Origin of the sequence: Parvibaculum sp. (assembly GCF_039680535.1) — a bacterium.
GTDB lineage: Bacteria > Pseudomonadota > Alphaproteobacteria > Parvibaculales > Parvibaculaceae > Parvibaculum.
Genome location: NZ_JBDKSS010000023.1, coordinates 99549 through 122032, shown reverse-complemented (window position 1 = coordinate 122032; position 22484 = coordinate 99549). Strand labels below are relative to the sequence as shown.

25 protein-coding genes are annotated in these 22484 nt (G+C 63.6%); 15 read left to right on the top strand and 10 right to left on the bottom strand.

Annotated elements, in window-relative coordinates; all coding sequences use genetic code 11:
* Positions 1-11: 11 nt before the first annotated feature.
* The 7 genes from ABFC66_RS15325 (at position 12) to ABFC66_RS15295 (ending at position 7300) form a co-directional block, all read left to right on the top strand.
* Positions 12-1799 carry an ATP-binding cassette domain-containing protein gene (locus tag ABFC66_RS15325; protein WP_346741839.1) on the top strand — a complete coding sequence of 596 codons (1788 nt, stop codon included), beginning with the start codon at positions 12-14 and terminating at the stop codon, positions 1797-1799.
* Between the two features lie 222 nt (positions 1800-2021).
* Positions 2022-3059, top strand: coding sequence for an ABC transporter substrate-binding protein (locus tag ABFC66_RS15320; protein ID WP_346741838.1), 1038 nt, complete (start codon positions 2022-2024; stop codon positions 3057-3059).
* Positions 3056-3817 carry an ABC transporter ATP-binding protein gene (locus ABFC66_RS15315; RefSeq protein WP_346741837.1) on the top strand — a complete coding sequence of 254 codons (762 nt, stop codon included), beginning with the start codon at positions 3056-3058 and terminating at the stop codon, positions 3815-3817. Before ABFC66_RS15320 ends, ABFC66_RS15315 begins: the two co-directional genes overlap by 4 nt.
* Positions 3814-4608 carry an ABC transporter permease gene (locus tag ABFC66_RS15310; protein ID WP_346741836.1) on the top strand — a complete coding sequence of 265 codons (795 nt, stop codon included), beginning with the start codon at positions 3814-3816 and terminating at the stop codon, positions 4606-4608. The genes ABFC66_RS15315 and ABFC66_RS15310 overlap by 4 nt, the downstream gene beginning before the upstream one ends.
* Before the next feature lie 177 nt (positions 4609-4785).
* On the top strand, positions 4786-5124 hold the full coding sequence (locus ABFC66_RS15305; protein ID WP_346741835.1) for a DUF2849 domain-containing protein: 339 nt from the start codon (positions 4786-4788) through the stop codon (positions 5122-5124).
* Positions 5125-5142: 18 nt separating this feature from the next.
* Positions 5143-6801, top strand: coding sequence for a nitrite/sulfite reductase (locus tag ABFC66_RS15300; RefSeq protein WP_346741834.1), 1659 nt, complete (start codon positions 5143-5145; stop codon positions 6799-6801).
* On the top strand, positions 6788-7300 hold the full coding sequence (locus tag ABFC66_RS15295) for a DUF934 domain-containing protein (RefSeq protein WP_346741833.1): 513 nt from the start codon (positions 6788-6790) through the stop codon (positions 7298-7300). The genes ABFC66_RS15300 and ABFC66_RS15295 overlap by 14 nt, the downstream gene beginning before the upstream one ends.
* Here ABFC66_RS15295 and ABFC66_RS15290 read toward each other — a convergent pair.
* The 3 genes from ABFC66_RS15290 to ABFC66_RS15280 form a co-directional block, all read right to left on the bottom strand.
* On the bottom strand, positions 7297-8076 hold the full coding sequence (locus tag ABFC66_RS15290; protein ID WP_346741832.1) for a hypothetical protein: 780 nt from the start codon (positions 8074-8076) through the stop codon (positions 7297-7299). The genes ABFC66_RS15295 and ABFC66_RS15290 overlap by 4 nt on opposite strands.
* Before the next feature lie 166 nt (positions 8077-8242).
* A complete protein-coding gene (locus ABFC66_RS15285; RefSeq protein ID WP_346741831.1) occupies positions 8243-8614 on the bottom strand; it encodes a phasin family protein in 372 nt (123 codons plus the stop codon).
* 158 nt (positions 8615-8772) lie between these two features.
* On the bottom strand, positions 8773-10056 hold the full coding sequence (locus ABFC66_RS15280; protein WP_346741830.1) for a D-amino acid dehydrogenase: 1284 nt from the start codon (positions 10054-10056) through the stop codon (positions 8773-8775).
* A gap of 110 nt (positions 10057-10166) precedes the next feature.
* Between ABFC66_RS15280 and ABFC66_RS15275 the strand changes: the two genes are divergently transcribed.
* Positions 10167-11489, top strand: a complete 1323-nt coding sequence (locus ABFC66_RS15275; protein ID WP_346741829.1) for an aminotransferase class III-fold pyridoxal phosphate-dependent enzyme — start codon at positions 10167-10169, stop codon at positions 11487-11489.
* 2 nt (positions 11490-11491) lie between these two features.
* Here the strand turns inward: ABFC66_RS15275 and ABFC66_RS15270 are convergent, their stop codons facing one another.
* On the bottom strand, positions 11492-13075 hold the full coding sequence (locus ABFC66_RS15270) for a peptide chain release factor 3 (protein ID WP_346741828.1): 1584 nt from the start codon (positions 13073-13075) through the stop codon (positions 11492-11494).
* Positions 13076-13269: 194 nt separating this feature from the next.
* Here ABFC66_RS15270 and ABFC66_RS15265 point away from each other — a divergent pair, with 194 nt between their 5' ends.
* Positions 13270-13488 carry a hypothetical protein gene (locus tag ABFC66_RS15265; protein ID WP_346741827.1) on the top strand — a complete coding sequence of 73 codons (219 nt, stop codon included), beginning with the start codon at positions 13270-13272 and terminating at the stop codon, positions 13486-13488.
* A gap of 3 nt (positions 13489-13491) precedes the next feature.
* Here ABFC66_RS15265 and ABFC66_RS15260 read toward each other — a convergent pair whose 3' ends face one another.
* Positions 13492-13833, bottom strand: a complete 342-nt coding sequence (locus ABFC66_RS15260; RefSeq protein ID WP_346741826.1) for a DUF1491 family protein — start codon at positions 13831-13833, stop codon at positions 13492-13494.
* Positions 13834-14090: 257 nt separating this feature from the next.
* Between ABFC66_RS15260 and ABFC66_RS15255 the strand changes: the two genes are divergently transcribed.
* From ABFC66_RS15255 to ABFC66_RS15245, 3 genes are all read left to right on the top strand, one after another.
* Positions 14091-15152 carry a hypothetical protein gene (locus tag ABFC66_RS15255; protein ID WP_346741825.1) on the top strand — a complete coding sequence of 354 codons (1062 nt, stop codon included), beginning with the start codon at positions 14091-14093 and terminating at the stop codon, positions 15150-15152.
* 326 nt (positions 15153-15478) lie between these two features.
* Positions 15479-15895 carry a DUF5330 domain-containing protein gene (locus ABFC66_RS15250; RefSeq protein WP_346741824.1) on the top strand — a complete coding sequence of 139 codons (417 nt, stop codon included), beginning with the start codon at positions 15479-15481 and terminating at the stop codon, positions 15893-15895.
* A gap of 210 nt (positions 15896-16105) precedes the next feature.
* Positions 16106-16534, top strand: a complete 429-nt coding sequence (locus tag ABFC66_RS15245; RefSeq protein ID WP_346741823.1) for a SufE family protein — start codon at positions 16106-16108, stop codon at positions 16532-16534.
* Here the strand turns inward: ABFC66_RS15245 and ABFC66_RS15240 are convergent.
* Both ABFC66_RS15240 and ABFC66_RS15235 read right to left on the bottom strand, forming a co-directional pair.
* The gene (locus ABFC66_RS15240; RefSeq protein ID WP_346741822.1) at positions 16525-17328 is read right to left on the bottom strand and encodes a DUF6456 domain-containing protein; all 804 of its coding nucleotides are present in this window, start codon (positions 17326-17328) and stop codon (positions 16525-16527) included. The two genes, ABFC66_RS15245 and ABFC66_RS15240, sit on opposite strands and share 10 nt — an antisense overlap.
* Positions 17325-17765, bottom strand: a complete 441-nt coding sequence (locus ABFC66_RS15235; RefSeq protein ID WP_346741821.1) for a helix-turn-helix domain-containing protein — start codon at positions 17763-17765, stop codon at positions 17325-17327. Before ABFC66_RS15235 ends, ABFC66_RS15240 begins: the two co-directional genes overlap by 4 nt.
* 146 nt (positions 17766-17911) lie before the next feature.
* On the opposite strand from ABFC66_RS15235, the gene ABFC66_RS15230 reads away from it, so the two are divergent.
* Positions 17912-18484: a helix-turn-helix transcriptional regulator gene (locus ABFC66_RS15230; RefSeq protein ID WP_346741820.1), complete on the top strand. Its 573-nt coding sequence runs from the start codon at positions 17912-17914 to the stop codon at positions 18482-18484.
* Between the two features lie 53 nt (positions 18485-18537).
* Here ABFC66_RS15230 and ABFC66_RS15225 read toward each other — a convergent pair whose 3' ends face one another.
* The 3 genes from ABFC66_RS15225 to ABFC66_RS15215 all read right to left on the bottom strand — a co-directional run bounded on the left by ABFC66_RS15225 (position 18538) and on the right by ABFC66_RS15215 (position 20122).
* Positions 18538-19005 (bottom strand): hypothetical protein, encoded by a 468-nt coding sequence (locus ABFC66_RS15225; RefSeq protein WP_346741819.1) that lies wholly within the window; start codon positions 19003-19005, stop codon positions 18538-18540.
* A gap of 30 nt (positions 19006-19035) precedes the next feature.
* Positions 19036-19578 (bottom strand): PAS domain-containing protein, encoded by a 543-nt coding sequence (locus ABFC66_RS15220; protein ID WP_346741818.1) that lies wholly within the window; start codon positions 19576-19578, stop codon positions 19036-19038.
* A gap of 118 nt (positions 19579-19696) precedes the next feature.
* Entirely contained in the window at positions 19697-20122 is a 426-nt protein-coding gene (locus ABFC66_RS15215; protein ID WP_346741817.1) for a MucR family transcriptional regulator, read from the bottom strand.
* 356 nt (positions 20123-20478) lie between these two features.
* Here ABFC66_RS15215 and ABFC66_RS15210 point away from each other — a divergent pair, with 356 nt between their 5' ends.
* Entirely contained in the window at positions 20479-21537 is a 1059-nt protein-coding gene (locus ABFC66_RS15210) for an aromatic ring-hydroxylating dioxygenase subunit alpha (protein WP_346741816.1), read from the top strand.
* Positions 21538-21689: 152 nt separating this feature from the next.
* Positions 21690-22484 carry a helix-turn-helix transcriptional regulator gene (locus ABFC66_RS15205; protein WP_346741815.1) on the top strand — a complete coding sequence of 265 codons (795 nt, stop codon included), beginning with the start codon at positions 21690-21692 and terminating at the stop codon, positions 22482-22484.

The following is a 22484-nucleotide window of genomic DNA, read 5'->3' as shown; positions in this document are numbered from 1 at the left end:
GACATTGAACCTTGGCCCCGCCCCTTCTTGCCCTTCGCGACATCCGCATTGCCTTCGCCGATCAGGTCCTGATCGACGGCGCGGGCTTTGCCATCGGCCCCGGCGACCGGCTTTGCCTCGTCGGCCGCAATGGCGCGGGCAAATCGACGCTGCTGAAGGTGGCGGCGGGCCTTGTCGAACCAGATGGCGGCGAGCGCTTCCTCCAGCCCGGCACGCGGGTCGCCTATCTCGCCCAGATGCCCGATTTCGGCGGCGCGGCCACCGTTCTCGACTATGCGACGGCCGGCGGCGCCGAGCCTCATGAAGCCGAAGCCGTTCTCCACGAGTTGGGCCTCGACCCCACCAAGCCGACCACGACACTTTCCGGCGGCGAAGGTCGCAAGGCGGCGCTTGCCCGCGTGCTTGCCGACGAGCCCGATATTCTCCTGCTCGACGAGCCGACGAACCATCTCGACCTTCCTTCCATCGAATGGCTTGAGGAACGCCTCTCGCAGTTCCGCGGCGCTTATATCCTCATCAGCCATGACCGCGCCTTCCTGAAGCGTCTCGCCACCAACTGCCTCTGGGTCGATCGCGGCACCATCCGCCGCCTCGACAAGGGCTTCGCGCAATTTGAGGAATGGTCGGAACAGATCCTCGCCGAGGAGGAAGTCGTCGCCCATAAGCTCGACCGGCTGATCCTGCAGGAAACGCAATGGTCGCGCGAAGGCATCAGCGCGCGGCGCAAGCGCAATCAGGGCCGCCTCCGCCGTCTCTATTCGCTGAGGCAGGAGCGCGCGCAAAGCATCGCGCGCACGGGCAAGGCGGCTCTCGCCGTCGAAACGGGCCAATCCTCCGGCACGCTCGTCATCGAAGCCGAGCATATTTCCAAGAGCTTCGGCGACCGCGTCATCGTTCGCGATTTTTCGACCCGCATCGTCCGCGGCGACAAGATCGGCGTCATCGGGCCGAACGGCGCGGGCAAGACGACTCTGCTGAAAATGCTGATGGGCACGCTGCCGCCCGATAGCGGGAAAATTCGTCTGGGTACGAATTTGACGCCGATCATCGTCGACCAGTCGCGCGGCAGCCTCGATCCCGAAGCGACGCTCTGGCAAACGCTCTGCGAGGGCGGCGGCGATCAGGTCATGGTGCGCGGCCAGCCGCGCCACGTGGTCTCCTATCTGAAGGACTTTCTCTTCCGCGAGAGTCAGGCCCGCCAGCCGGTGAAGGCCCTGTCGGGCGGTGAGCAATGCCGCCTGCTGCTTGCCCGCGCGCTCGCCAAACCCTCGAACCTTCTCGTCCTCGACGAGCCGACCAACGATCTCGACATGGAGACGCTCGATCTCCTGCAGGAAATGCTCACGGACTACGAAGGCACCGTGCTCCTCGTCAGCCATGACCGCGACTTCCTCGATCGCGTCGTCGCCTCGGTGATCGTCGTCGACGGCACCGGCGAGGTGGAGGAATATCCCGGCGGCTATTCCGACTGGCTGAACCGGAAGCGCGAGCAGGCGCCCGCGAAGCAGGCCGCGAAGGCCACGTCCGCCGAGGCTGCTCCCGCCGCCGCGCGTGTCGCGACAAAGCTGAGCTACAAGGAAAACCGCCTCCTCGAAGAACTCGGTTCGAAAATGCCGAAGCTTCAGGCCGAAATCGCGAAGCTCGAATCCGAACTCGCCGACCCGGATCTCTATTCGCGCGACCCCAAGGCCTTCGCCTCCAAGACCACGCGCCACGATGCGCTCCGCGCCGAACTGGCGCAGGCTGAGGAAACCTGGCTCGAACTGGAGCTGAAGCGCGAGGCGCTGTCGGGAAGCTGATTCCCGCCACCGCAACATGCTCTCTTCAAAAGCCTTTCGGTCATCCCGGGCTTGTCCCGGGACCCAGGGGCCACACACTCCGAGCAAGCCGCTCCTGGACCCCGCCTAGAGCCGGGGTGACATTTGATGGTGCGGCCGCGTCCACCCACAGTAGCCGTCGCCTCGCGGCGCTGGTACCATCCGCCCCCATCGGAACAGCCGCGTCCTCGGGGGGGCTCCTTCATGAATCGCAATCTGCTCATCGGCGGCATTGCCGCCGCCATTCTGGTTCTGGTCGCATTTTTCGCGCTGAAGCCCGGCGCGAAGGTCGAAGGCCCGGCGCATATCGTCTTCGCCACCGACTGGAAGGCGCAGGCCGAGCATGGCGGCTTCTATCAGGCGCTCGCCAAGGGCTATTACAAGGATGCGGGTCTCGACGTCGTGATCCAGCAGGGCGGCCCCGGCGTGAACGTGCCGCAGCTTCTCGCCACCGACACGGTCCAGTTCGGCATCGGCTCGAACAGCTTCATTCCGCTGAACGTCGTCGCCGCCAATGCCGGCTCGAAGGCAGTCGCCGCGATCTTCCAGAAGGACCCGCAGGTCCTCATCACCCATCCGCGCGACGATGTGAAGTCCGTCGCCGACATGAAGGGCAAGCCCATCATGGTCGCCGACGCGACGATCTCGTCCTTCTGGCCGTGGCTCCGCGCGAAGTTCGGTTTCACCGACGACCAGATCCGCAAATACACATTCAATCTTGCGCCCTTCCTGACCGATGAAAAGGCGATCCAGGAGGGCTATCTTTCCTCCGAGCCTTACACGGTCGAAAAGGAAGGCAAGTTCAAGCCGCAGGTCTTCCTGCTTTCCGATTACGGCTATCCGGGCTACGCGGCCTTCATCATGGCGAATGACAAGCTGATCGCCGAACATCCGGAGATCGTGCAGAAATTCGTCGATGCCTCGATCAAGGGCTGGGTCGATTATCTTTATGGCGATCCCTCGCCCGCCAATGCGCTCATCAAAAAAGACAATGCGGAGATGACCGACGATCTCATTGCCCATGCCATCGCGACGATAAAGGAGCACGGCATCGTCGACTCCGGCGAGACCGCGGAAAAGGGCATCGGCGCAATGTCCGATGCGCGCTGGTCGGATTTCTATAGCAGCATGTCTGCCGCCGGCGTCTTTGCGAAGGGCCTCAACGTCCACAATGCCTATACGCTCGACTTCGTGAACAAGGGCGTCGGCCTCGACCTCAAGAAAGAGCTGACGGGCAAGTGAGCGAGGCGCCTCTCATCGAGCTTTCCGGCGTCGCCAAGACCTATGGCAGCGGCACGCTCGCGCTCACGGACGTCGATGCGAAGATCGAGCGCGGCTCCTTCGTTTCGCTGGTCGGCCCCTCCGGCTGCGGCAAGTCCACGCTGCTGCGCATGATCGCCGGATTGATCGAACCGAGCGCGGGCGCCATCGCATGGCCTGCGGCAGGCGGCAAACGGCCGACGGATATCGGCTTCGTCTTTCAGGACGCGACGCTGATGCCCTGGGCGCGCGTCATCGACAATATCTACCTCCCACTGAAGCTGAAGGGCATCGCGAAGAAGGACGCCGAACCGCGCATCATGGAGGCGCTGGCCCGCGTCGGCCTTTCCGATTTCGCGCAGAGTTTCCCGCGTGAGCTTTCGGGCGGCATGAAGATGCGCGTCTCCATCGCCCGCGCCCTCGTCACCGAGCCGCCCGTGCTGCTGATGGACGAGCCCTTCGCCGCTCTCGATGAATTCACGCGCGAAAAGCTCGATGACGATCTTCTCGAACTCTGGGCAAGCCAGAGATGGACCGTCATTTTCGTGACGCACAGCGTCTATGAAAGCGTCTATCTCTCTGAACGCGTGCTCGTCATGGGCGCGCGGCCGGGCCGCATCCTCCGGGACATCGCCATCGAAGCGCCCTCGCCGCGCGGCCGCGCCTTCCGCGAGTCGGCAGCATTCGTCGGCCAATGCGCGAAGATCTCCGCAGCCTTGAGAGAGGGAGCGAAGGGATGAACGAAAGCTCCCGCCTCCTCCGCATCGTCGTGCCGATTGCAGTCGGCATCGCCTTTCTGCTTCTTTGGGAAGGTTCGGTGCGCTATTTCGGCGTCCGCGAATTCCTGCTCCCGGCGCCCACGCGCATCGCCCAAAGCCTGATCGAGAATTTCGGTTCGCTGATGGGCTCGCTCTGGATCACGCTGCGCATCACCATTGTGGCCTTCTTCCTCGCCTGCGTCGGCGGCGTCGGACTCGCGATCCTCTTCTCGCAGAGCCGCGCCATCGAAATGGCGCTCTTTCCTTATGCTGTCATCCTGCAGGTCACGCCGGTCATCGCCATCGCGCCACTGATCCTGATCTGGGTCGGCTTCGACCGGACACAATTGGCGCTTCTGATCCTCGCCTGGATCGTCGCCTTTTTCCCGATCCTTTCGAACACGACGCTCGGCCTGCTCTCCGCCGACCATAATCTGCGCGACCTCTTCCGCCTTTATGGCGCGACGCGCTGGCAGGTCCTGACCGAATTGCAGCTCCCCTCGGCGACGCCCTACATGCTCGCGGGCATGAAGATCTCGGGCGGCCTCGCCCTCATCGGCACCGTGGTCGCCGAATTTGCCGCAGGCTCCGGCACCTCGACGGGCCTTGCCTGGCGCATCGTGGAGGCAGGCAACCGGCTCGACATCCCGAAGATGTTCGCCGCCCTGCTGCTGCTCTCCCTGCTCGGCATCACCATCTTCTTCGGCCTCGCCTGGGTTGAGCATTCTCTGCTAAAGCGCTGGCACGAAAGCGCGATCCGGCGGGAGCGCTGAACCCCGAACCGCTTTGCCCGAACACAATTAAACAATATGCAACTGTGGATTATTATTATCTACACCACGGTTGACGCGCTTTGTGAAAAACCCCATGTTACCGGCAACTCGGCGCGGTCGTAAAAAGCCCGACGCCGCTACGCCATGGCGGCGTTTTCAGTCATCAGGGAGGCCCCTTTGGCCCAGCACACGCGCAAAGGCGCCCAGTTTCAGGCCGTAACCGCCAACCGCCTCGCGGACGGCGTTGTCGTCTATCTGACCGCCGAAAACGGCTGGTCGGAATCGCTGCAGGACGCCGAAGTTGCCGAGGGCAAGGAAGCCGGCGAAGCGCTCCTCGCCCGTGGCCAGCAGTTCTTCGAGCCCGGCAATCTGGTGCTCGACGTCTATCTCTTTGAAGTCGAAAAGACCGACAACGGCATCCGCGCATCGAGCGTGCGCGAAACCATCCGCCAGGCCGGCCCGACGGTACGCCGCGACCTCGGCAAGCAGGCGGAACTCGCAGGCGTTCACGAGTAAGAACGCAAGGAAGAACACATGTATCGGTATGATGAATTCGACCACCGTCTGGTGACGGAACGCGTCGAGCAGTTTCGCGGTCAGGTCGCGCGCCGTCTTTCGGGCGAGTTGTCGGAAGACGAGTTCAAGCCGCTGCGCCTGATGAACGGCGTCTATCTGCAGCTTCACGCCTATATGCTCCGCATCGCCGTGCCCTATGGCACGCTGTCCTCGCGCCAGCTGCACAAGCTCGCCGACATCGCGCGCAAATATGACAAGGGCTATGGCCACTTCACGACGCGCCAGAACCTCCAGCTGAACTGGCCCGCGCTGAAGGACATTCCAGCTCTTCTCGACGAGCTCGCCTCGGTCGAAATGCATTGCATCCAGACCTCCGGCAATTGCATCCGCAATGTGACCTCGGATCATTATGCGGGCGCGGCGTCGGATGAAGTCGAAGATCCGCGCATCATCAGCGAGATCATCCGCCAGTGGTCGACCTTCCACCCGGAATTCTCGTTCCTGCCGCGCAAGTTCAAGATCGCCGTCTGCGCGACGAAGAACGACCGCGCCGCGATCAAGGTGCACGACATCGGCATCCAGATCCTGAAGAACGCCGCCGGCGAGATCGGCTATGAAGTCTGGGTCGGCGGCGGTCTCGGCCGCACGCCCATCATCGGCAAGAAGATCGGCGATTTCATTCGCCGCGAAGACCTGCTCGCCTATCTCGAAGCGACGCTGCGCGTCTACAACATGCAGGGCCGCCGCGACAATGCCTACAAGGCGCGCATCAAGATCCTCGTGCATGAGATCGGCACCGAGGAAATGAAGAGGCTCGTCGAGGAAGAATTCGCCGCCGTAAAGGCGCGCGGCGCCCTTCAGCTTCCCGACGCGGAAGTCGAGCGCATCAAAGCCTATTTCGCGGCACCCGCCTTCGAAACGCTTCCCGACGCGACGCCCGAACTCGATGCGGCCATCGCCCGCGAACCGGCCTTCGCCGATTGGGTGAAGGCGAACGTCACCGCGCATCGCGTTCCGGGCTACGCCATCGTCAATGTGTCGCTGAAGCCCATCGGCAAGCCGCCGGGAGACGCGACCTCCGACCAGATGGATGCCGTCGCCGACATCGCCGAGAAATATGCCTTCTCGGAAATCCGCGTCGCGCATGAGCAGAACCTCTGCCTCGCCCATGTCCGCAAGAAGGATCTCTATGCGGTTTGGCAGGCGCTTTCCGCCGCCGATCTCGCGACGGCGAATGTCGGCCTCATCACCGACCAGATCGCCTGCCCCGGCCTCGACTATTGCAACCTCGCCAATGCGCGTTCGATTTCAGTCGCGGAGCGCATTTCCGAGCGTTTCGCCGACCTGAAGCTGCAGCACGAGATTGGGCGGCTGCACATCAACACCTCTGGCTGCATCAATGCCTGCGGCCATCATCATGTCGGCCATATCGGCATTCTCGGCGTCGACAAGAAGGGCGTCGAATATTACCAGGTGACGATTGGCGGCGCGGCGGATGAGACCGCCGCCGTTGGCGACATCGTCGGCCCGGCCTTCACCGAAGCCGAAATCGTCGATGCCGTCGACACCATCGTCAAAACCTATCTCGACCTCCGCAAGGACGGCGAAATCTTCCTCGACACCTATCGCCGCGTCGGTGTCCAGCCCTTCAAGGAGAAGCTCTATGCAGCTCATTAAGAATGGCAAATTCGTCGCGGACGAATGGAAGCATGTCGCCGATGACGAGGCGCTGCCGGAAGGCGCGGTCATCGTCAGCCTGCAACGCTGGCAGAAGGAGCAGAACCTGCTCCTTTCCCGCGGGACGCCCGTCGGCGTGCAGTTGAAGAGCGGCGAAGAGCCGAGCCTCATTGCCGAACATCTCGACCGCCTCGCGCTCGTCGCGCTGGAGTTCCCGGTCTATCGCAACGGCCGCGCCTTTTCCTATGCGCGTCTCCTGCGCGAGCGCTATGACTACAAGGGCGAAGTGCGGGCGGTCGGCGCAGTGCTGCGCGACCAGTTCTATTTCCTGGTCCGTTGCGGCTTCGACGCGCTCGAAGTGCGCGACGAGATCACGCCGGAAATCTTCGCTGAATCGATCGGCACCTTCACGCATCCCTATCAGCCGTCGACCGATGGTGCGGAACCCGTGATGTCTCTCCGCCAGCGTCTCGCCGCGCAGGCACGCAAGGCGAGCTAGCCCTCGGGCTTCGCCTTGAGCGCGTCCGCAATGGCCGCATGGCGCATGGCGCCTTCGGACAGGATTGCGAGGCGCCTTTCCATCTCCGACAAGGCCTCATCGACGGCGACGAGCCGGTCTCCGACCGGCGCGTCCAGCCGCGCATGGGCCAGCGCGACGCGATAGCCGACGAGCCGCGACGCCAGCGCGTTCACCGTCCTGTCAATGATGGCGTCGTTTTCGCCGATGCGCACCCGCACCCTGGCAAAGGCGCCAGCCCCCTCATAATCGGTGATGGCGCGCGCCTCCGCGCCGCCGAGAAGATCATCCGTCCGCGAACGATCCTCCGCGATCACCTCGTCGCAGACCGGCGAAATCATGTCCATCCGCGCATTGTCGCCGGCGATGTCGTCGCCCAGCGCGTTGACGAGGGAAACGGGGCTCGCACGATGCCTGTCGACCAACGCCTCGTAATAGGCGAGGCTCGCGGGCGGCGGTGTCGTCACCTGCGCCTCGATCCAGTCGGTCATGGCGGTCACGGCGCCCTTGCGCGGCGCGGAGCCGCCCGTCGAGAAATCGGACGACATGGTGCGCAGGTCGCGTTCGGCGGATGTGAGCGGCAATGCCACGTCGCTCCCCTCGCCCAGATAGGCGAGCGTCTTTTCCCCCAGGCGGTCATAGGCGCTTGGCGCCTCGCGGCCGAAATCGGCCTTCTGGGCGCAGGCGGCGAGCATGAGCGCCATCAGCGCCATGAGGCCCGAACCCTTCCACTTCGCCGATCGTCTGAATCCGTCCATTTCGCCCCGGCCCAATCCATGAACCGGAAACTCTAGGCTTGATCGGTTAGCCGCCGGTAAAGCGCGATGGTCAAACCGGGCCGCCAAAAACTAAGCCCGGCGCTCTTTCGAGCGCCGGGCCTTTACGCAACAGGACTACTGAAGGGAAACGATCGTTCCGCGCGAATTACGCGGCGCGGAGCTTATCGAAAGCGTCGTTGACCTTTTCGGCATAGGGGGCAACGGCTTCGCGCACGGCCGACACGGTGATCTCGTTGATCTCGCGGGCGGCGTCGAGGTTGCGCTTGAAGACGGCGCGGAGAAACTCGTTCTGAAGTTCGACAGCGGCCTTGATGTCGCCGGACTTCATCACGGCCTTGGCCGTCTCGACGGTTTCTTCGAAATTGGTACGGGTCAGTTCGCTGATGATGCCCGACGCAACTTCGATCGGGGTCTTCTTCTTGGCAGCGGCAGCTTTCGGAGCGGCTTTCGCCGATGCGGCCTTGGGCTTCGACTTCGTGGTCTTCTTGGCTTTGGGAGCCGCGGTCGTTTCCGTCATCGTCCATTCTCCTCATTGCATGGATGCGACCCTGTGGAAGCATCTGCACAAATCCTCATCGAATTTGTGCGTTGCACAAAAATTAAATTGTCCACAATTGCCCGTCAAGCGGTTTTTGTGCACCGCACAAAAACGCAGGCATGCTGGTTCGTGCAACGTCAGATGAAGGAAAATCTCTTTATACTGAAAGGAGTTAGATCGATCCGGGGCTTTGTGCCACAGACCGCATCTGCGAGCGCGGCCGCGCTGCCGGCCCCCAGAGTCCAGCCAAGCGACCCGTGGCCGGTGTTCAGATATAGATTTCGGTAGCGCCCCGCCTGCCCAATTAATGGGCTTCCGTCCGAACTCATCGGGCGCAGGCCTGTCCAGAACTGGGCCTCGTCCGCCCCCGTCGAAAGTTGCGGCAGCAGGCTCAGAAGTCCGTCGAGCACCGACTTCGCGCGGGGCATTTCGAGCGTCGTGTCATAGCCCGCCACTTCCGCCGTGCCCGCCACGCGCACGCGGTCTCCGAAGCGGCTCACCACGATCTTGCGCGCCTCGTCGGTGAGGCTGACTTTCGGTGCGACGCCCTCGCCCGCGGGCACCGTCACCGAATAGCCTTTCAGCGGATAGACGGGAATCCGCAGCCCCAGCTGCCGCGCGAGCGCCGCCGAGCCGACGCCCGCGGCCAGAATAATGGCGTCGCCGCCAAACAGCCATCCATTCGTCCTGACGCCGGTGATGAGATCGCCTTGCGTTTCGAAGCGTTCGACCTCTGCGCTCGTGATAAAGCGCACGCCCAACCGCTCGGCCCGCGCCGCCAGCTCGCGCGTGAAGGCATGCGCGTCGCCGCTTCTGTCGCTCGCGCAGTATAGGCCGCCGACAATCTCGCCGCGCTGTGCGGCAGATGCGAGAGCCGGCTCCACCTCAACGCATTCATCCACCCTCAGCACGCGCTGTTCGAGCCCCGCGCGGCGCATCACCTCGGCGCCCTTCGCCGCTTCCTTCAGCGAATGCTCATAGTGGAAAATTTGCATGATGCCGTCGCGCCGCTCGTCGAATGCAATCGGCGCGCCTTCGGCGGCGAGCTTCGTCGTGATCTCGTCGAGCCGCGACTGCGTCAGCAGCGCGAGGCCGAGATTGGGCAGAACCCGCTCCGCCCGTGCCGAGGCACGGCAGCGCATGAGAAAACGCAGGAGCCATATCCACTGTTCAGGATCGGCCTTCAGTCGCAACCTGAACGGCCCGTCGGGCCGGCCCATCCATTTGAGCGCGAGCCACGGCACCTCCGGCCCCGCCCATGGCGCGACTTCGCCGGCGCCAAGCTGGCCGCCATTCGCATAGCTCGTTTCAAGGCCCGCCCCTTCGCGCCGGTCGATAAGGGTCACCTGATGGCCGCGCTCGGCGAATTCATAGGCTGTGGTGACGCCGACGATGCCGGCACCAATAACGACAACTTTCAAGATTGACCTCCGGGATGAGCGCACTCTACTCCCGACAGGAGCCGACATGGAAGCGCAACGCGCGCTGAGGCATAATGCGCGGCCTTATGCCCTCCGACTCAGGACCGCCGATGCAAGACAATCTCTGGCCCTTCGTGCCCGCCCGCGTTTCCATCGACCTTTCCCATGCCGAGGGACGCACGCTCTACCTCCGCAATGGCGGATCGATCCTGGACGCCTCCGGCGGCGCCATCGTTTCGAATGTGGGTCATGGACGGAAGGAAGTCGCAGATGCCTGCGCGGCGGCCATGGTTTCCATGTCCTACGCCGTGCCGCCCTTCTCGACGCCGGAGCGGCTGCGCCTTGTCGAGCGCCTGCGCCGCGCCTGGCTGCCGCCGCACCTGACCCGCGTCTGGCTCGCAAGTGGCGGCTCCGAAGCGGGCGACGCGGCGATCAAGCTCGCGATCCAGCATTTTCAGGCCAAGGGCGAGACGAAGCGCGTCAAGATCATCGGCCGCGAGATTTCCTATCACGGCACCACCGCGCTGACGCTCGCCGTCGGTGGCCATGTCGCGCGCAAGGCGGGCTTTGAAAGCGTCATGCCGCATGTGCTCCATGTGCCGACGCCCTATGCGCTGCGCTCGCCGCTCGGCCGCAATCATCCTGATTTCGACATCGCCGCGGCAAAAGCGCTCGAAGAAACGATCCTCCGCGAAGGGCCGGACACCATCGCCGCCTTTGTCGGCGAACCGCTCAACGGTTCTTCCGGCGGCGCCATCGAGCCCGGCCCGCGCTACTGGCCGATGGTGCAGGAGATATGTCGCCGCCACGGCATCCTGATCGTCTCCGACGAAGTCATGGTCGGCTATGGCCGCACCGGCAAGCGCTTCGCCGCCGAACATTACGGCCTCGAACCCGACATCATGTTCGCGGGCAAGGGTCTGGCGGGCGGCTACGCGCCCATCGTCGGCGTCTTCGCGACCGATGCCGTCGTCGCACCGCTTGCCGCGAAGGGCGAAGCGCTGATGTTCTATACCTATGGCGCGCATCCCGGCGCCTGCGCCACCGCCGACAAGGTGCTCGAAATCATGGAGCGCGAAGATCTCGTCGCGCGTTCCGCGACAAAGGGCGACGAGCTCGGCGCCCGCCTCCAGGCGGCGCTCGGCCAGCATCCGAACATCGCCGAAATTCGCGGACGCGGCCTCTTCCGCGCCATCGAAATCGTGAAGGACCGCGAAACACTGGAACGCTTCCCCGTCGAAGCGGGCATCACGGGCCGCGTCGTCGCCGCCGGCCTGAAGGAAGGCGTCTTCTTCTATGGCGGCGGCACGGGCGCGATCCGCGACATCATCTGCGTCGGCCCCGCCTTCACCGTGGAGGACGGCGAGCTCGACCGCATCGCGGAGACGCTGAAGGTCGCCGTCGACAAGGCCGTCGCAAGCGCGAAGGGCTGAAACTAGGCGGCCACCGGCGCGCGCTCGCGCGTGGCGGAGAAGCGGACATGCGGCCATTTCTCGGCCGTATATCCGAGTTCCCAATTGCTCTTGGCAAGGAACACCGGCGCGCCGTCGCGGTCGTCGGCCATGTTGCCGCGATGCGCATCGACGAAACGCTTGAGTTCCGCCGGGTCTTCCGCCGTCACCCATCGCGCCGTCTCGAAGGGTGAGGCTTCGAAGCTCACCTTGATCTCGTATTCGGTCTCGATGCGGGCCGCCAGCACTTCGAGCTGGAGGCGTCCGACGACACCGACGATCCAGTTCGCGCCGAGTTGCGGCTTGAAGACCTGCGTCACGCCCTCTTCCGCGAGGCTTTCCAGCGCGCGGCGCATGTGCTTCGCCTTCATCGGATCGTCGAGGCGCACGCGCTGCAGGATTTCCGGCGCGAAGTTCGGAATGCCGGTGAAGGTCAGGTCTTCCGCTTCCGTCAGCGTGTCGCCGACCCGGATCGTGCCGTGGTTCGGGATGCCGATGATGTCGCCCGCATAGGCCTCATCGACGAGTTCGCGATCCTGCGCGAAGAAGAGCGTCGGATTGTGAATGCCGATGGTCTTGCCTGAGCCCGAGACCTTGAGCCGCATGCCGCGCTTGAACTTGCCCGAGCACAGCCGCATGAAGGCGATGCGGTCGCGATGGTTCGCGTCCATGTTCGCCTGCACCTTGAAGACAAAGCCCGCAACCTTGGGCTCGGTCGGCTGCACGAGCCGCGCCGACGAGGGCTGCGGACGCGGCGTCGGCGCGAATTGCACGACGGCGTTCAGAAGCTCGCGCACGCCGAGCTTCCTGAGCGCGCTGCCGAAATAGACCGGCGTGAGATGGCCGGCGCGATAGGCCTCGAGATCGAAGGCGGGCGAGCCTTCGCGCGCGAGTTCCATTTCCTCGCGGAAGGCCGCGAGTTCATCCGCGCTCATGTAATTGGCGATCTCATTGCCCGAAAGGCTCGTCGCCTCCTTGCCCTCGCTCATGCGGTCATAGGGAATGAAGCGGTCGCGCTCCGGGTCGAAGACGCCCCTCAGCAACCCGCCCATGCCCGCCGGCCACATCATCGGCGCTGTGTCGAGAGCGAGCTTCGTCGCGATCTCGTCCATCAACTCGAAGGGGCTCACGCCTTCGCGGTCGATCTTGTTGATGAAGGTGATGATCGGCACGTCGCGCAACCGGCAGACCTCGAAGAGCTTCAGCGTCTGCGCTTCGATGCCCTTCGCCGCGTCGATGACCATGATCGCCGAGTCCGCCGCCGTCAGCGTGCGGTAGGTGTCTTCCGAGAAGTCTTCATGGCCCGGCGTGTCGAGCAGATTGCAGGTGATGCCCTCATAGGCGAAGGTCATGACCGCCGACGAAACCGAAATGCCGCGTTCCTGCTCGATCTTCATCCAGTCCGAGCGCGCCCGTCGCGAGTCGCCACGCGCCTTCACCTGACCGGCGAGATGGATCGCGCCGCCCATGAGGAGCAGGTTTTCCGTCAGCGTCGTCTTGCCGGCGTCAGGATGGGAGATGATGGCGAAGGTCCGCCGCTTCTGGACCTCGTCCGCGATCGTGCTCAAGATGGTCTCCAGTTCCGCTCAAAGCGTCGTTCCACTCTGCGGGGCGGAACCTACTCGAAGGGGCCCGCCCTGTCACCCGCCGGAATGTCACCCGCCTGAGGGCCTCGAAGCGCGACATCGTGACAGGCTGGCCTCCGGCGCCATCCCCGGGCATTCTCGACCCATTCGACATTCACTATGAGAAGCCAAGACCCATGACAACCGCACGCGATATCGCAGAGCCGCATTTCGAAGCCGCCATCGCCGAAGCCCGCGAAAAGCAGCTTTCCACCGACGCCGTCGCCCGCATCTTCTTCGAAGGCGTTCTTCGCGTCTGGCGCGAAACGCGAAGCCCGGAAGATATCCGCGCCGAATTGCTGGAAGCCGCCGAGCATCTCGACCCGGACGAAGACTTCATGTTCATGCGGCCCTGACGGTCAGGCCACGGGCTCCTGCAGGAAATGCCGCCCGGCGCGATCCTCGATTTCCACGACCCAGAGGTCGGGATCGAACTTGCGCTGTCTCTCGATATAGGCGTCGGCCTCTGGTTCGGGCACGGGTTCCGGCCCCGTGCCCACCATCCAGATCAGTGAGCCGTCGCCCGCGCGGGCGGGCGAATAAACCGAAGCGGAACGGTCGAGCCTGTTTACCTTGACGAGCACGACGCCCGATTGCGCGTCCCCACGGCGTACGACCATGGCCTGCGCGCCAGCGACTTCGCAGCGCCGGATCAGCGCTTTCACCCAGATTTCCGCCTTGAGCCGCGGCGCACTTTCCATATTCCATCCCTGCATCTGCGATGCATTTCGCCTCGGCGATCAAGCCGCCGGGCCTTGGCAATCTTTCCGCTTTGCCGAAGCAGGCGACGCGCATTAGAATCCCTGCCAATCCGTTAACACGTCGGGCGCCGCACCGAAACCGGACAGTCGAAGAGTTTGCCGGACGGTGCGTCAGGCAGGTAGACGCCGAAAAGCAGAAAACGGACTCGCTCTCAAAGGGGATTTGCATGTTGGGTTTAAATAACCGGGTTGCGTTCATGCGTCTGAAGCGTGGCGTGGCCATTGGCGCGAGTTCGCTCATGCTGGGCTCGATGATCGCCGGTTGCACGATCATCGAGGGCGGCTCGGCGGAGAATGCAAGCAAACAGGCTGCGCCCGTTCAGGCTGCCGCGGCCGCACCGGTTGCGAAGCCGACCTACGCCGCCGTGAACCCAGCGGTCGAAAATATCGCGAGTTCGGGCATTCCCATTCCGCTGCCGTCACCGCGCCACCGTGAATTCAAGGTCGCGTCCATTTCGCCCACCGCCGGGCTCGAACGCTTCAGCTACAGCGTGCCGATCCGCCAGCTCGCGGGCGTCTATCTGAAATATGGCGACGCCGTCGCGGGGGCCGAAAAGAGCAAGCTCAACACGCCCAAGGAAGTGCGGCGTGTACTGAAGGATCTGCGTTTCGCCCAGCCCGAAACGATGGCCGCCGGCTGGTACGCGGTTCGCGCGATGACCGCCGCCCAGAACAAGGCCTTCGCCGACGGCGTGCGCAGCGAAGTCGGCAGGAATGGCGAGGCGCGCGTACTCGCCGCCCTCGACAACCCTGACTATGTGCTGAGCATTCCGGGCGCCAGCGCCGCTCAGGCCGACGTGATCGCTTCCGTCAGCGCCGAGAACCAGCGCCTGGCCGCGCTGCGCAAGCGCTTCCTCGACGTGGCGCAGCAGTTCCAGCGCCAGAAGTGGGGTATGAACGAGCCGCTTTCGCCCGCCCAATATGCGCAAGCCCCGGCCCAATCCATCGCCGCGCCCTCCATGACCACGCGCCTCGCTTCGCTGGCCCGCTCCTTCGCCCCGATCGGCGAGGCGCAGGCCGCAACGCCCACAGTGATGACCAGGATCCTCGCCCTGGGCGCGCGTCAGATCCTCTCCGCTCCTGTCAGCAGCGCCTCGGCGCGCGACGATACGTCGACCTGCCTGAACTGGGCACGCCTCAACCTCAACCAGTGCATTGCCGCCGCCCACTTCCCCTCGGAAGAGGCGTGGTGCACCGGCACCCACGGCGTCGAAGACGTCCGCGCCTGCTGGGCCTCGTCGATGCCTGCGGTCCACTGACAAGCGGAAACGCCTTGAGACAAAAGCCCCGCGGATCGCTCCGCGGGGCTTTTTCCTTGGCGCGCAATCCGGGCGCTGGCGGCGCGTGGAAACAGGAACAATTTTAATCAAATCAGCTTCGACATTGAATCGAATGCGCCTCTAATTTTCGGCGTATTCGAGATAAATTAGAATAAATACCAAGCAAAAGGATCATCGTCTTTTCAACCATACTGGAATAAATCCAGATCATCTTCGAATTATCGTCGCATTTTATGTATCGACTTAACGGGCACGAAGTAGATCGGGGCTAATTTCGCGAGCGAGACGCGAAAGGAACTGCCGATATGTCGTTCATTCTCAGAGCCGCCTTCTGGCTGACCGTGCTTGCCTTCCTCCTGCCTGCGGCGGGTTATGACAGCGCGTCGCGCAAGCCCGGCACTGACGGCCTCAGCGCCGCCGCCTATGCCGAAGGAGGCTCCGCGACCGCAGCGAAGCCCGACATCGACGCCGGTGAAATGCTGACGCTCGCCGCACGCTCGGCGCAGGACATGATGGGCTTCTGCAGCCGCAATGCCGATGTCTGCGAGCGCAGCCACGCCGTCGTCGCCCACGTCGCCCATCAAACGGCCTATTACGGCAGCAAGCTTTTCCTGTGGCTCACCGAAAAAGCCCATGAGGAGCAGGAAAACGCCCCGGCAGATGCGGCCGGCGCCCCATCTGCACCCCGCACCATTCCCCCGGCAAATCTCGCGGGTGTTTGAGGACGGCCCTCCGGAAGCTTTGTCCTGAGCTTCCGGTCGGCTGAACGCCGCCCGGTACGGTATGCCTACCCGCCGGGCGGCGTTCCCATTAGAGGGGCCCATCGGGTCGCAAAGCTTGTGCATCCCCGCCATCGTCGCTATGTCCTGAGCGGAATTTGAAGGCGCGCGCCCGGTATCCGCCGGAACCGGGGCCCGGAATGGCGAAGTGGCATGAGCATCGACGACCTGATCGCAGATTTCTCCTTCCTCGACGATTGGGAAGAACGCTACCGCTATGTCATCGAACTCGGCCGCGAGCTCGAACCGCTGAGCGCCGAGGAACATTCGCCCGAAAACAAGGTGCAGGGCTGCGTGAGCCAAGTCTGGCTCGTCACCGAACCTCGCATGGAAGCAGATGGCACGCATCTGGTCTTCCGCGGCGACAGCGACGCCCATATCGTCCGTGGACTGATCGCCATTCTCCTGCGCATGTATTCCGGCAGGACGCCCGCCGAGATCCTCGCCGTCGATGCGAAGGACATCATGGCAAAGCTCGGCCTCAATGAGCACCTGAGCCCGCAGCGCTCGAACGGGCTCTATTCCATGGTCGGCCGCATCCAGCGCGACGCCCGCACGGCATCCGCCGCCGCTCACGGCTGACGCCCCTTCTCTTCGTCCCGTTCCTCCAGCCCGTAATGAGCCGCAAGCCGGTCGAGCGCGATCTGCAGCACGATCTTGCCCGATCGCCGCGGCCAGCCGAAATGCTGTTCCGCGCTTTCGAGCCCATGCAGATGGCAGCAGACGGCGAGAGCCAGATCGGAGAGCTTCGGCCCGACCGCATCAAGCGCACGAGCAAGCCGCTCGCGCGCGGCAAGCGCCCTGTCGGTTACATCGGAAGGATCGCGAAGCCTGCGTCCTCCGCCATCCGCCGTCATCGCGGCCGACCAATCCGTGGTCAGGCGCGGCGTCATGCAGGCAAGCGTGAAGTCGCGACGCAGCCGTTCGCCCGCCTCGAATTGCGTGGCCGAAACGAGCGGCTTTCCATCGGCGCCCTTTCGCCGCCGGAGCCATCCGAGCGGAGACTCTCCGTCATTGACTTCGACCGTCGCATCGCCGACCTGCTTCAGCGTCCCAAGCTGGTGCTGCGCGCGGAAGGGATCGGCGCTCGCCCCGAGGCGTCGCCAATAGGCGATCCCCGCCGAACTCGGACGCCACCGCGCCTCGCCCGCGAGCTCCACAAAGTCGCGCTGCTCAATGGCTTTCCATGCGTGCACTTCGATCCGCGCAACCGGCGCGCGCCAGCTGTTGCGCGCGACGAAAACACCAAAGCCCCCGTCTCGCATCGGCGCGACATAGGCGTCGTCCTCGCTCAACCGGGGAAAGACCCGCCGCACTTCGCGCTCGATTTCCCGTTCGGCAACCATCGGGCCGGGCCTCTTTGCCGCGGCCATCATTGCATGCGCTCCGTGACCGGCATGGCGCGGACTGCCCTTTCAAGCCGGTCGAGCAGAAGATCGAAGTCCCGGTCGTCGCGCCGGTCTTCCATTTGCCGGCAGGCATGCGCTGCCGTGGTCCGGTCCCGTCCGAAGTGAAGTCCGACCTCCGAAAGGTTGAGACCAAAGGCGATATGCACCAGATACATCGCGATCTGCCGTGCCAGTGCCACCCGCGCCTTGCGCCGCGTGGCCGCCCGGAGCTCGCCCACCGGAATGTTGAAGGCCTGCGCGATGATCTCCTGAGTCAACGCCACTTGCGCCGTCCAGGCGACATCCCTGCCCGTCTTGGCCTTGATGGTCGTTGCGCACCGGACGAGACGTCCGCCGAAATCGGGGAACGCCGCCTTTCTCGCCAGATTGAACCTGCTTGAATGGCCCCCACTCATAAATTGCATGTCGTCCCTCCTGGGCGTTACGCGAAGTTAACGGAACATTACGAGAACCCCTCGTATGCTCTACATGGTAAAATTACGCATTCAGTATATGGCGGGGATAAGTTTGCGTAATTTTCCGACGCAATTCGAAACGACAGGAGGACGGAGTGACCCAGACCAGAATCCGCCACTTCCGAAAGTTGCGAGGCATGACGCAGTCGGAACTGGCCCGTCGCGTCGGAACGACCGCCGCGACGGTCTCCCGGCTCGAGACGTCCGGCATGACGGTTTCAATGGACTGGCTGGCGAAATTCGCCGCAGTCCTGGATGTGCGGGTCGCCGACCTCATCTCGGCGCCGCCACGCACCGCATCCATACCCTGCATCGGTCAGATCGGCCGTGACGGGCATTTTGAAAACGTCGTGCCGGCTGGTGACGAAACGCTGACGCTCGAAGCACCGGCGCGCGATCCGGTTGCGATGCGCATTCGCGCCAATGTCGGCCTTTATTGCGCTGGAGATGTCGTGATCGCGGACCGGCTCCCGCCGGAACATGTCACGCGCGCGCTCGGGCGCGACTGCATCGTCGAGATCGACGGCGAGGAGAGCGGCTTTGGCCGCTTCATTTCATCTGTTGACGGAACTTTTTTCCTGGTGCCGCCGCAATCGGGCGCGCAGGCACGAACGCTTCCCCGCCACGGCCGGGTCGCGCCGGTCGTCATGCTCATCCGGCACCTGTGAAGGAGGCGGCATCTGTAAGGAGACGTATCTCTGAAAGAGGCGGAATGCGGCGCTCAGCGATTGCCGCAGGAAACCTTCACGCTCTCCGCGCCGCCTGTCGCTCCGCCGCATTCCATGCCTGGAAAGCACATGGCCTGCGGAACATCGGCAAACAGGAAGCCGATATAGGCGTCGCCCTTGTTCTTCTCGATGGTGCCGGTGATGTCGAAGCGCTTCGTCTCTCCCGGCTTCAGTGTCACGGCATCACCCACCGCCGGATCCGAAAGCGGAATGTAGTGCTCGCCATCGAAGGTGAGCTTAGCGGCGCCGCCAGCGCTCACCTCGCACCAGGCTGAAAGCTCCGACGACGTGTCGCGGGGCGCGGACACCTTGAACTCGGCCAGTTCGCCCTTTGAAACAGTCTTCTCGCCCGCTTCGATCGTTGCCGTCGCCGCCTGGGCCGTTGAACCGGCATAGGCGCTCAACAGCGCGGCACCGACGACGAAATAACGAAGCTGGCGGATATTGGCAGACAACAACATGGTGGCTCCGATGGTGCCGCCCGGTTCAGTTCAGGCGATGCGGAGATTGGCCCGGTTTGCGAGCGCCTGCGCCTTCTCCGATTGCAGGAAGGTATCATGGCCCAGCACCATGACGATGCGTCCATTGTCGCCGACGAGCGGCAGGCGCAACCAGAACTGGAATACATGCGGCTGACGCCACGGCGTCATGGGTACGACGCCCTGCGCGGGGCGGCCTGCCTCCACGACCTCGCGATAGGCCGCATCCCAATAAAGCCGCTGATCGCCAAGGTCGAACTCATCGAGGCAACGCCCCGTCGTTTCGACACCGAGATAATCGCGCAGCCGCGTCCCTGCCAGCCGAACCCGCAGTCTCCGCGGCTCACCGACCGCGCCTCCATCGAGAATGTCGAGAAGACTGATGCAGGGCAGCAGCGCCTTGATATCGCCGGGATGAATGTCCGCCCGCGTCGGATGCCCAGCTTCGTCCCCCTTCGACCGCCAATAGTCGAAAAGCTCCTGCTGTTCGGGAATAATGAGCTGCGCGCGGATGGCCTGTTCGGCGGCGGTCAGAATGGACGTGTCCCCCGTCATGGCGGGAACCCCCTCGTCCCCGCGAATCATCTCAACGATGATGAATCCCGCAGCCCGCCTTGGCAAGGCGCCTCACACGAGGCCATGGCGCGAATGTCTCGGAAAGCCCATAGCGCCGTTATTTGGCGGCGGCGCGGCGAACCGTGCGGCGACGCCCCTTCTGCCCGAGTCCCATCTTCTTGGCGAGCTTCGAACGCGCCTGCGCATAGTTCGGCGCGACCATCGGGTAGTCGCGAGGCAGGTTCCACTTCTCGCGATATTCTTCAGGACTCAGATTATAATGCGTCCGCAGATGCCGCTTCAGAGACTTGAACTTCTTGCCGTCTTCCAGACAGACGAGATAATCCGGCGTGATCGATTTGCGCGTGGAAATGGCTGGTTCCGGCCGTTCCACATGGGAGGCCGCTCCGCTCTCGGCCTGCACCAGCGCCGTATACACCTTGTGGATGAGGCCCGAGATGTCTTCGGCCGGCACATCGTTATGGCCGACATAAGCGGAAACAATTTCCGCGGTCATGCCGATCAATCCCGCCTTTTCGCTCATGTCGCCCCCCGATATTCCTACGCCTGCCACGCGACCGACCCAACGCGAAGTCAAGGGTAAAGAACCACGGCGCATTTATATCAATTCGTATTGAAAGTGCAATGCTGGGAACTATCGATCCGAATACAGTATTTTAAAACAAGCAATATTCATCAAATCAACTTAAGACAAAATTCCTTGGATACAGACCCTACCCCTATTGAACGTTCATCGCTTCATCGTCCGGCGGCCATATATGCAACAAAATGTTTCGAGTGCCGGCGTGTATCCCCGCCTGCGACGTATGAGCGCTTGGCTGAATGGGCCCGTGCTGCGCATTATGCCCTCACCCTGACGCGCATGAGTTGGAGACTGGCTTGTTCCTGAAAGACATCTGGTATTTCGGCGCCCCCGGCGAAGAGATCGCCCCCGGCGCCATGATCCATAAGGTGCTGCTCGGCGAGCCGATACTTATTGGCCGCGACGAGAAGGGCGAGCCCTTTGCGCTCCGCGATATCTGCCCGCATCGCGGCGTGCCGCTGTCCGCCGGCAAGCTCTTTGACTCGAAGTCGAGCGGATGCGGCCATAGCGCGGTCGAATGCCCCTATCACGGCTGGAAGTTCCGCACCGACGGCCAGTGCGCCGAAATTCCTTCGCTCGTTCCCGGTCAGGACATCGAAGTGTCCCGCATTCGCGTGCGCCGCTATCCGGTGCGCGAGGTCCAGGGAAATATCTGGATCTATATCGCCGAGGAAAAGCGTGCCGACCTTGCTCCGTCGGGCGAGCCGCCGCTCATGCCGGGCTTCGATGCCGACAGGCGGCCCAACATCCGCGAGAAGATGACCTTCTCATGTCATATCGATCATGCGGTCATCGGCCTCATGGACCCTGCCCATGGCCCCTTCGTTCACCGCAGCTGGTATTGGCGGACGCAGAAGTCGATCCATGAAAAGGCCAAGGCCTTCGCGCCCGCCGAACTCGGCTTCGCCATGGTCGAGCATGCGCCGTCGAGCAACTCCTTTGCCTACAAGATTCTTGGCGGCGCGCCGCGTACGGAAATTTCATTCCGGCTGCCGGGGATCCGCATCGAACGCATTACGGCAGGCCGTCACCGCGTAACCGGGCTCACCTGCGTTACGCCGGTCGACGAGAAGACGACGGAAATCACGCAATCCTTTTACTGGACGATGCCGCTCCTCACCGTCCTGAAGCCCGTTCTGCGCCCCTTCATGCGCGCCTTCCTCGATCAGGACCGCGCCATGGTCGACCTGCAGCAGGAAGGCCTGCGGTTCGATCCTCGCCTCATGCTCATCAACGACTCTGATGTGCAGGCGAAGTGGTATCACCGCCTGAAGACCGAATGGCAGGAAGCCGGAGAACAGGGACGCCCCTTCGAGAACCCGGTGAAGCCGACCACACTTCGCTGGCGAAGCTAGCCTCGCGCGGCCTCCGCTCCGATGGACTTTGCAGCCCGTCTATGATTCGATCTGCGACGGCGCATGACCTCGGAATGCTCGCAATGGATGCCTAGAATCGGCTATCTCCCGGCGATGGTGCATGACGCAGATGGCGAGTGGAGCGGAACTTCGTGAACGATCAGGCGTCCAGAAGCGAATCCGGCGACAAAGCCCATCAGCACGTCATGGGGCCCGACGGCAAGCCGCTCTTCGTGCTCGTTCCCATTGGCGAATATGAAACGCTGCTGAAGCTGAAGGGCATTGCGAGCGAGCTGACGCGGGCCCGCGCCACGCTGACCGAGCGGCTCGGCGGCGCGCCGGCCAAGGTCGCGCACCGCATCGCGGATGGCGAAAACCCTGTCCGCGTCTGGCGAGAGTTTCGCGGTCTGAAGGCCGTCGAGCTTGCCCGCGCAGCCGGCATCAGCCCGGCTTATCTTTCCGAAATCGAAACCGGCAAGAAGGACGGCACGTTCCGCACCATGGCCGCCGTCGCGCGCGTTCTCGGCGTCTCGCTCGACGATCTGGCGCCGCCCGCGGACGAGGGCGAGAAGCGCCAGCGCGAACGCAATGCGCTCATCGATGGCGTGCGCGCGCAGGTGCGCATGCTTGTCAGTCTTGTGAATGGCTCCGCCGATTTCAACACGGCCGCCGTGCGCCGCACGGTGACGACGCTTGCGGCCGATGCCGTCACGCTCAAGGCGCTGGGCAGCAACCCCGATGGCTGGCTCGATGGCGTTCTCACGGGCGCGCGCGAAGTTCTCGACCTCGTCGATCAGGCGGAGGGCGACATCATCGCGACGGCCGAAAAGGCCCAGCGCGCGCTTGAAACGATCGTCAGCAAACCCATCTTCCAGCCGCCCGAAGGCGCATCGCGTCTGGAAGCGGGCGTCGAGAAGCAGGACATCTCCGCAACCGCGGCCGAATAG